Here is a 15,007-nt window from a genome sequence, read left to right as displayed (position 1 = left end):
GGCAATTTAGAATGCAATACAAGAGTATCGCAATTAATCTTCAAAATATGTATACCCTTCAAGGCCCGCATTTAGCTCAGCTAAATACTGCTGCTTAATAGAGTCACTAATGTCGAGTTGCTGTACTGTGGTAGCAAAGTTATCCGAGAAAATATCGCTATCATAATCAACAAACTTTAATACATCCTTAACGCTATCACCCTTGATCGCATTGGTTAGTTGATAACCTTGTTCGGTGAGCTCTACATGGACTGAATCAGTATCACCAAATAAGTTATGTAGATCACCTAAAATCTCCTGGTAAGCTCCCACCATAAACATCGCAATGTGGTATTGTTGCCCAGGTACATATTGTGGAATAGGTAAGCTTGTTTCGATCCCTGCTCCCTCAACATATTCACGAATTTGCCCATCTGAGTCACAGGTAATATCTTGAATGATAGCGCGTTGCGTTAACGGCTTATCAAGGTTTTCAATCGGCATTACCGGGAATAATTGCTGGATCCCCCAGACATCAGGCAATGACTGAAACAATGAAAAATTCACAAATAATTTGTCGGCTAATTTTTCGTTTAAATCATCCAGTACTTCACGGTGAGCACGCGCATTGCTTAATGACGCTCGCACGCGATGCAAAATAGTAAAATACAGCTGCTCTATTTTCGCCCACTCCAACATACTTACTAAACCATGTACGTATTGGTCGTGCGCTTCACTAAATAAGTGCATTGCATCATGATAAATTTCTAATGCCATACGCGGGTTTAAACGCTGTAAACATTGCCACATTTCATCTAACACTAACGCACTATTTGGCTCAGGTGCACTAGGGTTGCTGTGATTTGGTGCTTGCTCAACATCAATCACATCGGTGATCAACACTGCGTGGTGAGCAGTTAACGCACGGCCTGATTCAGTAATAATAGCCGGATGCGCTAAGTCATGCTGTTCGCACACTTCAGCAAACGCATTCACCACATTACGAGCATATTCCTCTACTGTGTAGTTCATTGAACAGGCACTGCGCGAGCCAGAACCTTCGTAATCAACGCCTAAACCACCACCTACATCAACGGTATTTAATGGCACACCTAGCTGGCTTAATTCTGCAAAGTGGCGTGAACATTCACGTAAAGCACGATGAATATCGCGAATATTGGCAATTTGTGAGCCTATATGAAAATGCACCATTTGCATTAAATGCAACTTATTGTGTTTTTTGAGTACTTCAACGGCCGTTAATACTTGCCCAGCTGTTAAGCCAAATTTACCTTTTTCGCCACCGGTATTTTGCCACTTCCCTTTACCCACTGAGTTTAAACGGATGCGAATACCAATGGCAGGCTCGATGCCTAGATCTTCAATCTCGGCTAATAACGTTGTTAACTCAGATAGCTTTTCAACTACGATTTTAACTTTATGGCCCATCGCTTGGCCAATACATGCTAAACGTAAAAACTCACTGTCTTTGTATCCATTACAAACAATAGTGATCGGTTGTTTTGCCACACCTAAAATCGCCATTAACTCAGGTTTTGAACCGGCTTCTAAACCGACTAAGCCGCTCGGGTGCGCCAATAACTTACTTACTACTGAACGCTGCTGATTTACTTTGATCGGATATACGCAAGTATATTGACCTTGGTAGGCACGGGCATTGCGCGCGCTACTAAATGCGCTGGTCATAGTATCTACACGATTTTGCAAGATATCGGTAAAGCGTACTAATACTGGTAACGTTAAACCCTGCTTTTTAAATTGTTCCGTTAACTCGGTTAATGAAATAGCGGCTTTCGTTTGATCGCCATCTGGGAAAGCAACCAGCTCACCTTGGCTATTAATATCAAAGTAACCATCGCTCCAATGAGCAACGTTATATGTAGAGCGTGCTGTATCTAAACCCCAAGTCATGGCAAATTCTTCTATAGTTAACAAGTTTCGCGGAATCACGCATTTTAGTACGTCATAACTCTCTACGCTAACAAAAAATGACCTTTAAGCCAAAGCTAAGATAAAATATATTCGCTATACTGATAAAATTTCATTGAGCAAAACGCCAAGCACTGGCAGAATTGCCCCTTTTTCATACTCAACTCAAAAGTGTAACTAGCGACATGGCAAATTTAGATCAAAGTAAATGGTTTACAGAAATCAGTGAACGTGACGGCAGTGCGTTTTCTATGCGCATCAACAAAAAGCTAGAAGAACAGCAATCGCCTTTTCAAAAAGTCGAAATGTACGAGACAACAGACTTCGGTAATCTAATGATTATTGACGGTTGTACTATGGTAACTAGCCGTGAAAACTTTTTTTACCATGAAATGATCAGCCACCCTGCACTACTTGCACACCCAAACCCAAAAAATGTAGTTATTATTGGTGGTGGTGACTGCGGCACTTTACGTGAGGTACTCAAGCACCCGGGCGTTGAGTCTGTTACACAAATCGATATCGATGAAGTAGTGACGCAAATGTCACTTAAATACTTCCCTGAGTTATGTGAAGCAAACCAAGATCCTCGCGCTACAGTAATGTTTGACGACGGTATTAAATACATGCGTGAAGCTGCAGCAGAATCAATCGATATCGTGATTGTTGATGGCACTGATCCAGTCGGTCCAGGTGAAGGTTTGTTTAACCATGCCTTTTACACGAGCTGTTTAAATGCACTACGCCCTGGCGGCATTATGGTACAACAAAGTGAATCACCGCTTATGCATATGCCATTACTGGTTGAAATGCGCGATGCGATGACTGATGTAGGCTTTAACGACTTACAAACACTGCCATTCCCACAACCTATTTACCCAAGTGGCTTATGGTCAGTAACACTTGCTCGTAAAGATGAAGCATTCGCTGGTTTTAGAGAAGACGCAGCAGCAGAGCTTGCGCAAACTACAGAGTATTACAATAATGGTATTCACCATGGCGCATTAGCAACACCAAACTTTATGAAGCGCGCTTTCGGAAAAAAGTAAACGTTATACCAATCGTTTTAAGTTACTGACCATTTATAGCGACAGAAAAATACAGTGGTAACAAGGCAGAGATTTTGACATGTAGTTGTTCTCGGCAATTGCTCCTGCATTGCTCTACCTCTTGCATCCATGCAGTCGTACATGAAAAATTACTAACGCAGTTAGCGCTTTATTTAGCGCGCTAGAATGGTTAAATATTTAAGTCGATTGGTATTAGATACTAACAACGCAAAAAAGGGTTCTATCGAACCCTTTTTTATTGCCTACAGCAAACAATTAAACTTTAAAGCGCTGCAATAGGCGGTTTAATTCATCGGTTAATTGATTCATTCTTACCGCGACTTCTTCGGTTGAACGTGCCAGCTCGCCACCTTGCATGGTTTGCTCGTTCAATGACGATAAATTATGACTTATTTCTTCCGCTACTGCGGTTTGCTCATCGGTAGCTTGGGCTGTTTGCATAGCCATATCATTCACTTTTACTGATGACTCTTGCATCGCATTAAGCACATCATTGGTTTGCGTAAACGAGGCTACGGCTTCATCTGCAAAGCGTTTGCCACCATTAATTGCCGTTAAAGACTGCTCGACACTATTGGCAAACTGCTCAACCATTTTTTGAATATCGTTGGTACTTTCTTGAGTGCGCGTTGCCAAGGTGCGTACTTCATCGGCAACCACCGCAAACCCCCGCCCTTGTTCGCCAGCTCGCGCCGCTTCGATAGCAGCATTAAGCGCAAGTAAATTAGTTTGCTCCGCAATCGCGCGGATCACCTCTAGCACTTTAGCTATATTATCAGAGCTTTGTTGCAGTTCGGTTGATTTGTTACTGGCATGTTCCATATTTTCAGATAGCGCGACTATTTTATCACTCGAATTAGCCACAGCCGTTAAACCTTGCTTAGCCAGGTGCTGTGAGTTATCGGCTTCTTTTGATGACTGCTGCGCCACATTAGCTACTTCGCGACTAGCAACACTCATTTGATGAACCGCACTGACAATTGATTCAGATGCTTGGCTGAGTTTTTGAGTGATCTGATTATTTTGATTTGCGAACTGGCTTAAATCAGTTCCTAAATGGTTAAGCTCATTAGATTGGCCTAAAATATCACGGATCAATTGCTGCAAATTATCTAAAAAGCGATTAAATGCCGTTGCCAGCTCGGCAAATTCATCTTGGCTTTTTACCACAATACGCTCTGTTAAATTACCATCACCAGAGGCAATATCATTAATTCTCGCAGTCACGTAATGCATTTGCTTCGTTAACTGACGTGGGATCATATAACTGAACCAAGCTGAAATGGCTAACAGCACCACCACCATAGTCAGTAAAAACAGTTTCGTTGTGGTTATCTTCTCTAGCAGCTTTTGTTTTTCTTGTTTAGACGTCAACTCAGCTTGTTCACCTGCTTTATCTAAAATATCGCGCAGCGCTGCAAACTCAGTATTGGCCTGCTGATTTTTTTGCTTGTTTTGTGGGTCATTGATATACGCGTTTGATGCTGATAACCATTTTTTAAAGGCACTATCAAAGCCAGTAAACTGCGCCGTTACTTGCGGGTAGGCTGATAAAAAATGTAAATATTGATTAAAACGATCGGTCACTTGCTGTGCGTTTTCTTGATGATCTTGCAACTCTTCGGCATTACCTATCTTATTGGTTACTAAGTGCAATTCAGCTACTTTGGCTTGATAGAGATCACGGTCACCATTAACCACTACTGAAATAGCATTTAGAAATCGCTCAGATTGCGCTTCTAATGCATCTTTTTGTAAGTTAATTAAGTGGGTATAGCCTGCTATCAGTACTATTATCGCAATCCCAAGTAACACAATTGGCAGCGAGCTCTTGATTCGAATACTCTGTAAGTTCATTTTTCACCTTTGCATAAAATACAACATCAGCCACAACTTAATATAGTTCAAACTATCTGAATTACCATTAAAAGCGCCACTGAACATTTAAGCTAATTTGTTGCTGTGATAGGTTTTTGGGATTATTCATCGCCATGCGATTATCTGCTTGGCTATGTAATGCTGAGCCCTCAATCCCTAGTTGCCACTGCGGCGTTAATTGATAGCGCCAGGTCGCGGTTATACCTTCACCTTCACTGGCATTAGGATCAAATTGCCAGTCGTCATGATCGGTTACCTCAAAATAATCATAACGCATTGAAATACGATGCTTGGCCATTTTATGACTTACTAATATAAAGTGACTATAGAAGCTATTATTTACACCGCGTTTAGCACCCATAGCGGTAGTGCCCGACATCATTTGCGCAATTAAGCGCGTATTCGCAGTAAATTTATATAGCCACGCGACGCTGCTAAAACGAGTATCCCATGCATATTGCCCAGTACTTCTATTTAGTGCTGCAGGGTCGCCATTATTATCGTAATAATAAAAACGAAATTGTGATTTTTTTAAATAATCCCAGTGAATTCCTGCATAATAACCAAAGCGCCCATCAACCTCCTCAAAGGGCAAGACCTGATTTGCCTGATACTGAAGTTCGGTGCTATTAAATGAAGCGATTGGCGCAAACGCAATACTTTCATTAAAGGTCGTTTGGCGGTCATGCACTGCAAAGCCACGCCAAGCTAATAATGTGCCTGCAGGATCATTACCTTTAAATGTAGCGCCAACCAATGCAAAGCTATGGGTACTGTTAAAGCTGCGCCCTGGCCGCTTGATAGTGGCCTCAACCCCAACGGTACGTACCTCTTCACCTATCCATGAATTTATTGCTGAGTTAGTGTAATTATATGGTGAAAGCCAGCCCATATCTGGATTTTCTAATGATAATAACGGGTAAAAACCACCTACCCGCAGATGCCATTTATAGTTACTCGCTGTTAGCGGCTTATATTGCAAATATGCTTGGCTAAAACCTAAAGTCGGCTGCGGATCTTGATAAGCATTAATAACCCCATGTGCTGACCAAGCGGTGGTTAAATCAGTCCTAAAATCAACGACTCCCTGAGAAAGCACAATGCCATCATTGTCACTATCGTATCGGTATAGCCCTACGCTACCTTGTTGCCAACTTACGTATTGATCACCCTGAACTGCACTTAGTTGCACTAAGCCCTTTACTTGTGCAAAAGCATTGCACGTTAATGTTAGCCCCACTACACCTAGGTAAAAGCAAGCTTTATTCATAGTCGTCAAATTCATCAACACCCACCGCAACACGAGAAATAATCGCCTGTTTTATTTGATAAACAACCGGCGCACTAGTTAGTGCAATGGCTTTGCTTTCAGTTTTGCTGATGTCACTAAATTCGGAGTGCCAAATATTGAGTGTAAAATCTCCGGCCTCAAGCGCCAGCTCAATTTGTCCTTTATCATTGGTCATTGCGTAATACGGACTATCAACCACCACAATATACCCCAACATCCAATCATGAATATTACAGCCTAATTCAACTACGCCCGTTTGCTCAAAACTGATCGGATCCTGTGGTTGCTCTCGGTATAGCTTTAGCTCAAACGATTTAGCTTTGGAAAACGAATACACGTGGTGCATGATTGAATCTGCATTTGGAAACTCAACTTGAGCATTTTGCGGTACCACCAACACATGGGGAATAAACTGCCGGTCTTTTTGAGTCATTATAAAGGGTGTAGTTGGCGCGGGGAATTCAACACTTTTATCCGCAGGCGTTAACCAGACGACGGCATTAGCGAGCGGTTTTTGCTGTTGATCATTAATGGTGATAATACCAGCGTAACTATTAAAAACCATTAAACACAATGAAAGAATGAAGGTCTGCTTTAACATTTTAATATCTTCTTATTTAACTTCATTCATTATAAACCAATTAGATTAATCTTTTGTTAATTATATTCTGTTAAAAATATCTCGTTAATTATTTTTCAATATTTAACCTAAGCTAACTAATGAGCTGAATACGTATGCAGTCATCTCGTAATCTAGGCCCTTGCGCTTTATGCTAAATGCTTCAATTAGGTTACACCTCAAGGAACAGCTATGCGATTACCTTTGCTACTTCTGCTTGGACTTTCAAGTGCTTGTTTTGCTAAAGACGCGACGATTCAATCCCCGAACGGAAATATAACAATAACCATTTCGGATCAGCAAGCTACACCAAGTTATAAAATCAGCTTTAACGGCAAAGATGTTATTGAAAATTCAGCTCTTGGCTTCGAATTTAAACAACAAGCCGCCTTTGCTGAAGGTTTTACAATCACCGACGTTAACAACTCCCAACATAACAGCCAATGGCAGCAACCTTGGGGTGAACGCCAAACTATTATAGATAAACATAATGAGCTCGCGGTTACGTTTAAAAAGCCAGCGCCACAAGGCGGCACTTACACGGTTCGTTTTCGAGCTTTTAATGATGGCGTCGGTTTTCGTTACGAAGTACCTAAACAAGCTGGATTTGAAAATATTGAAATCACTAAGGAGCTAACCGAATTTGCAATTAGTGGTGCGGATAAAGCCACCGCATGGTGGATCCCAGCTCGTGGTTGGAACCGTTATGAATATGTTTATAACACCACTCCACTGCAACAAGCTGCTCTTGCGCATACTCCATTTACCTTTAAAAACGCTGATGGCGTCCATGTGAGCATTCACGAAGCTGCATTAGTTGATTATGCAGGGATGGTGCTCAATCAACGTCGCCCAGGGACTTTACAAGCCGACTTAACGCCTTGGTCTGATGGTGTTGCGGTTAAAAAACATGGCGCATTTAATACTCCGTGGCGCACAATTCAAATTGGTGACAAAGCCGTTGATTTGATCAACTCAGATATTATTTTAAACCTCAACGAACCAAATAAACTCGGTGATGTATCGTGGGTTAAACCAGGTAAATATGTCGGTATTTGGTGGGGCATGCATATCAATGAGAACACTTGGGGCAGCGGTGAAAAGCACGGTGCGACCACCAAAGAAACCAAGCGCTACATGGATTTTGCAGCTAAATACGGTTTTGATGGGGTACTTGTCGAGGGCTGGAATATTGGCTGGGATGGCGACTGGTTCTTCAATGGTGATGTTTTTAGTTTTACCAAACCTTACCCTGACTTTGATATTGCAGAGCTAACTCGCTATGGCAAAGAAAAAGGCGTACAGCTGATTGGCCACCACGAAACGTCTGGCAACGTAACCAACTACCGCAACCAGATGGAAGACGCCTACGCACTGTACGAAAAATCTAACGTTAGCCAAGTAAAAACAGGTTACGTAGCAGATGGCGGCAACATCAAACGCATTGATGAAAACGGCATTGCTCGCCATGAGTGGCACGATGGCCAATTTATGGTTAATGAATACCTACACAGCGTGCAACTGGCTGCAAAACATAAAATCAGTATTAACACCCATGAACCGATAAAAGACACAGGTCTGCGCCGTACTTATCCGAACTGGATAGCCCGCGAAGGTGCTCGCGGCCAAGAGTTTAATGCATGGGGCACACCGCCAAATCCACCAGAGCATATTCCAATGCTCGCCTTTACCCGTATGTTAGCTGGGCCAATGGACTTTACACCCGGCATTTTTGATATGAGTTTTAATGGATTAGGTGGTGATACAAATCGTCCACAAACCACACTTGCGAAACAACTCGCGTTATATGTCGTAATGTATAGTCCAATCCAAATGGCCGCTGATCTTCCGCGTAACTATTTAGCCAAACCGGACGCATTTAAATTTATTCAAGACGTACCAACAGATTGGCAACAAAGTATCGCACTAGCGGGTGAGGTTGGCGATTACGTGGTGTTTGCTCGCAAAGAGCGTAAGCGTGATAACTACTCTGGTAACGACTGGTTTTTAGGAGCAGTAACCGATGAGCAAGCTCGCAGCATAGAGATAAAACTCGACTTCTTAGAGCAAGGTAAAAAGTTTGAGGCACAAATTTATCGTGATGGTAATAATGCGCAGTGGAAAAACAACCCATACGATTTAAAAATCGAAAAGCGCATAGTCACAGCTGCTGATAAGTTAACGCTTAAACTTGCCACCAGCGGCGGCACAGCAATTAGATTTAAAGCTTTATAATAGCGCGAAGTCGATAGTGAAAATAGGAGGCGCGAGTTTCTCTCGCGTCTTCTTTTTGATAAACAATCGGCAAATAAAGAACCTCCAATTCATAATGTTAACGTATGAGTTAGCCCTTAAAATAATTGTTCAATGCTACAGTTCATGACCTCATTAAACTGTTGGCATCATCATTACTGCAACCAAAAGCAACTATGCTTATATTGATGGCGCTGTTGTATCACCCCCTGAAAATACCTAACACATCCTATAAATAGCACGTGAAATACCGTGTAATAGTTTTATTTCCATTATTGCTCTACTTTTACAGATTAAAAAGTTAGTTAATTAGTAACAGTAGGAATACCAAGCATGGCTGTGAGGCATATATTTAATAATTTTGAAAAATTACGCAGCACTAATAAACAACTAAATGGCAGTCAGCTCAATAATAGTGAACTTGCTTAAAAGGACTTTTAGAGCTAATACCTCTAGAGCCGCTTCAATACTATAAGGAATATAATAATGGCTAAGAAACCCAAAAATCTCAGTATTAAAACGCTAGCAACTGCTAACAATGTGCCATGTTGGTCAAATGACAAAGATGTTGAACTAGCCTGCCAGCGGTTAACTGAAATGTTTGTTGGCCTTGGTCAAGTGCCGCGTATAGAAAAAGGTCAACAGCCAGCACAACGAGCTGTATTTAGAAAGCAACATGGCATCGCTTACGGCCACTTTATTATCAATCCAGATATAGACCCACAATTTAAAATTGGCATTTTTGCAGGCAAAGAATACGAATGTGCAGTGCGCTTTTCAAGTGATACGTTACCATCATCACCAGATTTACACAGCACATTAGGATTGGCAGTGAAGCTCTTTGGAGTAGATGGGCCAAAGCTAATTGGCGAAGGTGATACCGCAGATTTTATTTTTCAAAATATGGATCGGTTTTTCACCAAAAATGCGCAACAGATGTGCCAATTCACCACTGCAGGCGTGATCGATAAAAACTATGATGCCTATTTAAATAATCCAAAACACATACAAACAGCCAATATTTTACAGGCTATGCAAAAAGTTGAAGCAAGCTGTTTAAGCGCTAATTATTGGGCAATATTACCGTTCAAATTAGGCGAACAACAGATTGTAAAATATCGCTTAGTGCCTGAAGGCAGTGAACTTGGCGCACCAAGTATCGATAATAATTACCTCGCTTTAGATTTGCAGCGACGTTTACGTCAAGGCAGTGCAACATTTCGCTTTGAAGTACAATTAAGAACAAACCCAAAAACAATGCCACTTGATGATGCACAAGCCGTATGGAGCTGTGAAGAAAGCCCATACGTATGTATTGCGCGGCTGCATTTAGCACAACAAAATATTACCGCGATTGGTCAAGCTGAGCTTGGTAATAACTTAGCGTTTAATATTTGGCGTACTTTAGCCGCCCATGAGCCTCTAGGTAGCATTGCATTGGCTCGAAAGTCAGCCTATGCGGCCAGTGCTCATGCCCGACATACAGCCAACGGTCAGCAGCTACAAGAGCCTAAACAGTTAAGTGAATTTAAGCCACAGCAAGATCAAGATACTGACTCTGAGTGTATTGTTTATGCCGGTATTTATCCGCCTATTGGTGTAATGCGCGTGGGTAATAGTAAAAAAGGCTACTTTATTGGCCCGCAACAACCGCAGCCCATAGCTCATACTGATGAATACAGTTACCGAGATAAAACAGGTGCATTAAAGCGCCAAGCAGCTGAGTTTAGAATTTACGGTTTTAATGCCGCTGGTAAAGCGATAAAAGAACTAACCCTCGATAATGCAGACATTACTTGGCATGCTGAATTAGCAAATCAAAAAGCCTGCTGGTACGAATTTCAAATTGCTTTAGATATTCCAGAAGCTGCAGATGCGCCGCCATCGTTACTGCGTAATAACAATGTAGCCGATCGTAGCAAGCTGTTAATCAAAGGGGGCAAACACAGTATAAGCGGCAAAAACGTAAAATCTAAGCATGAGTTTATTGGCCAATTTATGGATCAGGATGTGTATTTAGGAGAAATGCGCAGTGATCAATACGGTCGCTTACTCATGCTCGGTGGTCATGGCGTGTCACGCAACGTAAACGGCGATATAGCCATTACCTTTGCAAATAATGAAGGCTGGTATGATGACACCTCAGATGGCCCAATTACAGCAGAGGTTGTATATCAGGGGATATCGCTAAGAGTAGAACCCGCTTGGGTTATTTGCGCGCCACCGGATTATGCACCGATGCAAAAATCAGTACGCACCATGTGGGATTTAATGCGCGATGTTGCTGTAGATGCTGGTATGCTGGCAAGACCACAGCGACCTTCCTTTAGTAACGACATTCAACCCATATTTGACCGAATGACGGATTTACAATGGGTTAATGACGGATTTGCTGGCGCATTTGGCTGGGGGGGTCAGTTTAATTACACCACCAATGAATGGCTAGAAAAGCTTAGCGATCCCTCTCCTGCCTATCAGGAATTACGCCGTACACTGTCTAATAACTTTCGTCGTTTTGATGTTCCCGGTGCGCAAGCTCCACAACTATGGCCTTGGCTGTATGGCGACGCGATTAGCATTCCTCCCACGGGCTCAGTGCGCCAGCATGCAACGCTATCAAATTTGCAGTTGAGCTTTTTAGAGCAATGGGTGAAAGGTGATTTTATTAATGATTACACTCCTCAATCAGCTTGTCCGGCACATGCAAATGTAACCGCGTTAGATGATTATCCAATTGCTGAGCAGCCAGAACTACTTACTCGCGGCGCGATGGAGTTTTGCCTTGCTGATGCATTTCACCCGGGCTGTGAAATGACTTGGCCAATGCGAACTGCAGGCATGTATATGTCGGCATTTCGACTCAAACACGCCCAAGCGGACTTACAAAGTGACCGTTACTATTATGGTCCTGTGATGAATAGCGACGTTTATACCCTCGCGCAAGGACCTTTATTTGGTGGTCAAGTAGCAGGCGGGATAACACGCTGGATGGCTATTCCTTGGCAAACTGATACCGCGAGCTGTAGAGATGGCTACAGCTCTGAGTACGATCCATTTTTACCGACATTTTGGCCTGCTCGAGTGCCAAATCAAATAATGAATCAGTTCCGCTATCAACAAGTGCTTGATACCTCATTACCTGACAGTACTCGTCAACAGGCTTTTGCTTATCGTACTGATTGGCTTGATGATTTACCTCTGCACGGTAATCCTGCCACATATACAAACCAAATCAATAGTATGATAGACAACTTTGCTGAACTTGCGATTGTACAACCGCATATCGGCGTAATAGGCGATGCACAATTTCCTAGCGCAATGCAGGTTGGTATATTGCCCAACAATCCACAAAATGAGGCACAAGTTAACTTAGCGAGTAAAGCGATACAGCATACAAAAGCGACTCTCTCGGCTGAACATGCTTCACATCGTAGTCAAACCAACTTAGGTGTTACCGAAAAAGCGAGCCGTTTTCATCGCAACAAAGGACGCTAAAGCAATGCTGCAAGAGACCGAATTACAAACGGATGTTGTGATCATTGGTGCAGGTGTGGCAGGCTGTATCGCCGCACTTGCTTTATGTGATTCATATCAAGTTACTTTGATTGATAAGTCTGAGATGCCCGAAGAGCGAATTGGTGAATGCTTAGCACCTGCCGCACGGCGTATTTTACAACAGTTAGATTTGTTAACTGAATTTGAAAACCAACTGATGGCCAACGTACTTACCCCACAGCATTTACACAATGCAGGATTGCAAATAAGTTGGGGCCAATCAACACCCTATGTTACTGATAATCTCAGTAACCCGGATGGTTTGGGTTGGCGCTTGGATCGTCAAGTATTTGAGAGCTTTTTACGCGAAAAAGCGCTGCAACGGGGTGTCCGCTGTATTTGGCCTGCCAAATTAGCACACAGCGAATACCAAGGGCAACGCTGGCAAATAACACTAACACAGTTACAACAAGAGCAAACAATCAACATTGCGAGTCAATTCGTAATTGATGCCACTGGCCGAGAGGCTCATTTTGCAAAAAAATACACCGCTCGCAAACAACATGACCGTCTAATATCTTGCTGGGCAACCGTGGCTAATACTATTGAAAATCAACTAGGCAGCATTTGTGCCACGCAAAACGGCTGGTGGTACAGTGCACCATTACCAAACCAACGTCGTGTTTTAGCATTTCAAACGGATCCGGATTTGCTGACCAAAGGCTTACAACGTGATACAAAGTTATTTACTCAACATGCGCAATGTTATGCCAATCAAGCGAAGATTCTCGATGTATGCCAACAGCCAATAACACTGCACGGTATCGTCAGCGCGAACTCCACTCGCTTAGAGTGTTTTGCAGGCCAACAATGGGCCGCTTTAGGTGATGCAGCACTGAGCTTTGACCCAATCTCATCACAAGGAATTTTTAATGCGATGGCAAGTGCCATGCAACTTGCCGATCTGATGAAAAAACTCGAGATAGTCAATAAAATAGAACACGATAGCCAGCTACAATTTAAAAAACTATACCAGCAACAAATAGAACAGATTTGGCATCGTTATTTAGATCACAAACGCTATTTTTACGCTCAAGAGCAACGCTGGTCAAACAGTCCTTTTTGGCAGCGCAGACAGCAGCCGAGTAGTATAAAAGTATATACGGCTAACTCACTTTGACTGGTAAATAAACCTCAGCATTTAAACCGCCTTCAGGGCGATTAACCAGTTTTACTTTACCACCATGCATATCAACTATGCGCTTAATGATCGCAAGCCCTAACCCACTACCTTCACTGCCTCGCGCAGCATCGCCTTGTTTAAAAGGTTCAAATACCGTTTCAAGTTCACTTTCAGGAATACCTGGGCCATGATCTTTTACAATCACCATAGCGTATTTTTTATCACGACTTAGCGCAGTTTCAACATCAATATCACCATCCGAATAACGAATCGCATTTTCAATCATGTTGGTAATAACTCGCTTGATTGCCACCATACTTAAAGGAATGCTACTAATACTAGGATTTTCGCTAAAAGTGATAGTGCGTTGATGTTTTTGTTCTGAATGCACCACTTCTGACACTATCGCGTTGAGATCTTCAAGCGCTAACTCCTCACGTTTGTGATGACGCAAATACTCAATAAACTGATCAATAATGGCATTCATGTCTTCAATATCGTAGATGATCCCTTCACGCAGATAATCTTCTTCATCCGACATCATTTCGGTAGCAAGGCGAATGCGCGTCAGCGGCGTACGTAAATCATGAGACACCCCAGCCATAAGTAGACGGCGATCGTTCTCAAGCGCTGCTATACCACGTGACATTTGATTAAATGCGCGGGTTACTTCGATGACTTCAGTTGAGCCGTGTTCCTCTAATTTTGTAGAAAAATCTCCAACCCCTACTTTTACCGCCGCTTGTTGTAGCGCTTTTAAAGGTCGATTCAAATGACGTGCGAACAGCCAACCACCGAGTACACTTAAAAAGCCGATACTAGATAAATAAAAGGTTAGAAATTCGAGATTATTTTCTTTAAAACCAGTTAGCGGTACTTTAACCCAGTAACCCGGTGCTTGCGGCGCTTCTACCCAATAAACAAGCGGATCTGTTTGGCTAATACGCACTCGGGCTGAACCATTTAGTTGCTCTGACATACTACGCGACAACATTGAATATTCACGAGTTTGCGCCAAACCTTCGCTCATCGCTTGGCGCTGGGTCATGACTTCGATACCGGTTATTTCAAAAAACTTTTCAGACACCTCATCACTTATTTCAACGCCATCTTCCCAGTCTATAAACACAGTTTTGATTTGTTTTGCGAGAATAAGGTTAACTTGCTCAATAGTAGGCTTAACTACGTAAAGGCTAACCGTGATGTAAGACACTACTTGGTTGATCAACAATAGTGCCGCAACTAAAAACACCGTTTGTCCAAATGCACTTTTGGGAAACATACTCATT

9 protein-coding genes are annotated in these 15,007 nt (G+C 42.5%); 4 read left to right on the top strand and 5 right to left on the bottom strand.

Annotation, left to right across the window (positions count from 1 at the left end; translation table 11 throughout):
- Positions 1-33: 33 nt before the first annotated feature.
- Positions 34-1,911 carry a biosynthetic arginine decarboxylase gene (gene speA, locus FW757_RS17920; RefSeq protein WP_145241988.1) on the bottom strand — a complete coding sequence of 626 codons (1,878 nt, stop codon included), beginning with the start codon at positions 1,909-1,911 and terminating at the stop codon, positions 34-36.
- Positions 1,912-2,114: 203 nt separating this feature from the next.
- Between speA and speE the strand changes: the two genes are divergently transcribed.
- Positions 2,115-2,978: a polyamine aminopropyltransferase gene (speE, locus tag FW757_RS17915; RefSeq protein WP_446441533.1), complete on the top strand. Its 864-nt coding sequence runs from the start codon at positions 2,115-2,117 to the stop codon at positions 2,976-2,978.
- A gap of 276 nt (positions 2,979-3,254) precedes the next feature.
- Here the strand turns inward: speE and FW757_RS17910 are convergent, their stop codons facing one another.
- The 3 genes from FW757_RS17910 to FW757_RS17900 all read right to left on the bottom strand — a co-directional run bounded on the left by FW757_RS17910 (position 3,255) and on the right by FW757_RS17900 (position 6,769).
- Positions 3,255-4,856, bottom strand: a complete 1,602-nt coding sequence (locus tag FW757_RS17910; RefSeq protein ID WP_182719101.1) for a methyl-accepting chemotaxis protein — start codon at positions 4,854-4,856, stop codon at positions 3,255-3,257.
- A 67-nt stretch (positions 4,857-4,923) separates the two neighbouring features.
- Positions 4,924-6,147: a hypothetical protein gene (locus tag FW757_RS17905; RefSeq protein WP_182719107.1), complete on the bottom strand. Its 1,224-nt coding sequence runs from the start codon at positions 6,145-6,147 to the stop codon at positions 4,924-4,926.
- On the bottom strand, positions 6,140-6,769 hold the full coding sequence (locus FW757_RS17900) for a methylamine utilization protein (protein WP_182719100.1): 630 nt from the start codon (positions 6,767-6,769) through the stop codon (positions 6,140-6,142). Before FW757_RS17900 ends, FW757_RS17905 begins: the two co-directional genes overlap by 8 nt.
- A 210-nt stretch (positions 6,770-6,979) precedes the next feature.
- Here FW757_RS17900 and FW757_RS17895 point away from each other — a divergent pair, with 210 nt between their 5' ends.
- The 3 genes from FW757_RS17895 (at position 6,980) to FW757_RS17885 (ending at position 13,715) form a co-directional block, all read left to right on the top strand.
- Entirely contained in the window at positions 6,980-9,022 is a 2,043-nt protein-coding gene (locus tag FW757_RS17895; RefSeq protein ID WP_182719099.1) for a glycoside hydrolase family 97 protein, read from the top strand.
- A 504-nt stretch (positions 9,023-9,526) separates the two neighbouring features.
- Positions 9,527-12,535 carry a LodA/GoxA family CTQ-dependent oxidase gene (locus FW757_RS17890; protein ID WP_446441532.1) on the top strand — a complete coding sequence of 1,003 codons (3,009 nt, stop codon included), beginning with the start codon at positions 9,527-9,529 and terminating at the stop codon, positions 12,533-12,535.
- A 4-nt stretch (positions 12,536-12,539) separates the two neighbouring features.
- Complete coding sequence (locus FW757_RS17885; protein WP_182762146.1) at positions 12,540-13,715, top strand: tryptophan 7-halogenase; 1,176 nt, start codon at positions 12,540-12,542, stop codon at positions 13,713-13,715.
- Here FW757_RS17885 and envZ read toward each other — a convergent pair.
- Positions 13,702-15,006 carry a two-component system sensor histidine kinase EnvZ gene (envZ, locus tag FW757_RS17880; RefSeq protein WP_182794648.1) on the bottom strand — a complete coding sequence of 435 codons (1,305 nt, stop codon included), beginning with the start codon at positions 15,004-15,006 and terminating at the stop codon, positions 13,702-13,704. The two genes, FW757_RS17885 and envZ, sit on opposite strands and share 14 nt — an antisense overlap.
- Between the last annotated feature and the right edge of the window lies 1 nt (position 15,007).

The sequence above is a fragment of the Pseudoalteromonas sp. 1181_04 genome, assembly GCF_052850545.1.
This window is presented reverse-complemented; position numbering and strand designations above follow the sequence as displayed.

Coding starts and splice junctions, on each gene's coding strand:
- speA (WP_145241988.1), bottom strand. CDS start 1,911: ATGACTTGGGGTTTAGATACAGCACGCTCTACATATAACGTTGCTCAT.
- FW757_RS17885 (WP_182762146.1), top strand. CDS start 12,540: ATGCTGCAAGAGACCGAATTACAAACGGATGTTGTGATCATTGGTGCA.
- speE (WP_446441533.1), top strand. CDS start 2,115: ATGGCAAATTTAGATCAAAGTAAATGGTTTACAGAAATCAGTGAACGT.
- FW757_RS17890 (WP_446441532.1), top strand. CDS start 9,527: ATGGCTAAGAAACCCAAAAATCTCAGTATTAAAACGCTAGCAACTGCT.
- FW757_RS17905 (WP_182719107.1), bottom strand. CDS start 6,147: ATGAATAAAGCTTGCTTTTACCTAGGTGTAGTGGGGCTAACATTAACG.
- FW757_RS17910 (WP_182719101.1), bottom strand. CDS start 4,856: ATGAACTTACAGAGTATTCGAATCAAGAGCTCGCTGCCAATTGTGTTA.
- envZ (WP_182794648.1), bottom strand. CDS start 15,006: ATGAGTATGTTTCCCAAAAGTGCATTTGGACAAACGGTGTTTTTAGTT.
- FW757_RS17900 (WP_182719100.1), bottom strand. CDS start 6,769: ATGTTAAAGCAGACCTTCATTCTTTCATTGTGTTTAATGGTTTTTAAT.
- FW757_RS17895 (WP_182719099.1), top strand. CDS start 6,980: ATGCGATTACCTTTGCTACTTCTGCTTGGACTTTCAAGTGCTTGTTTT.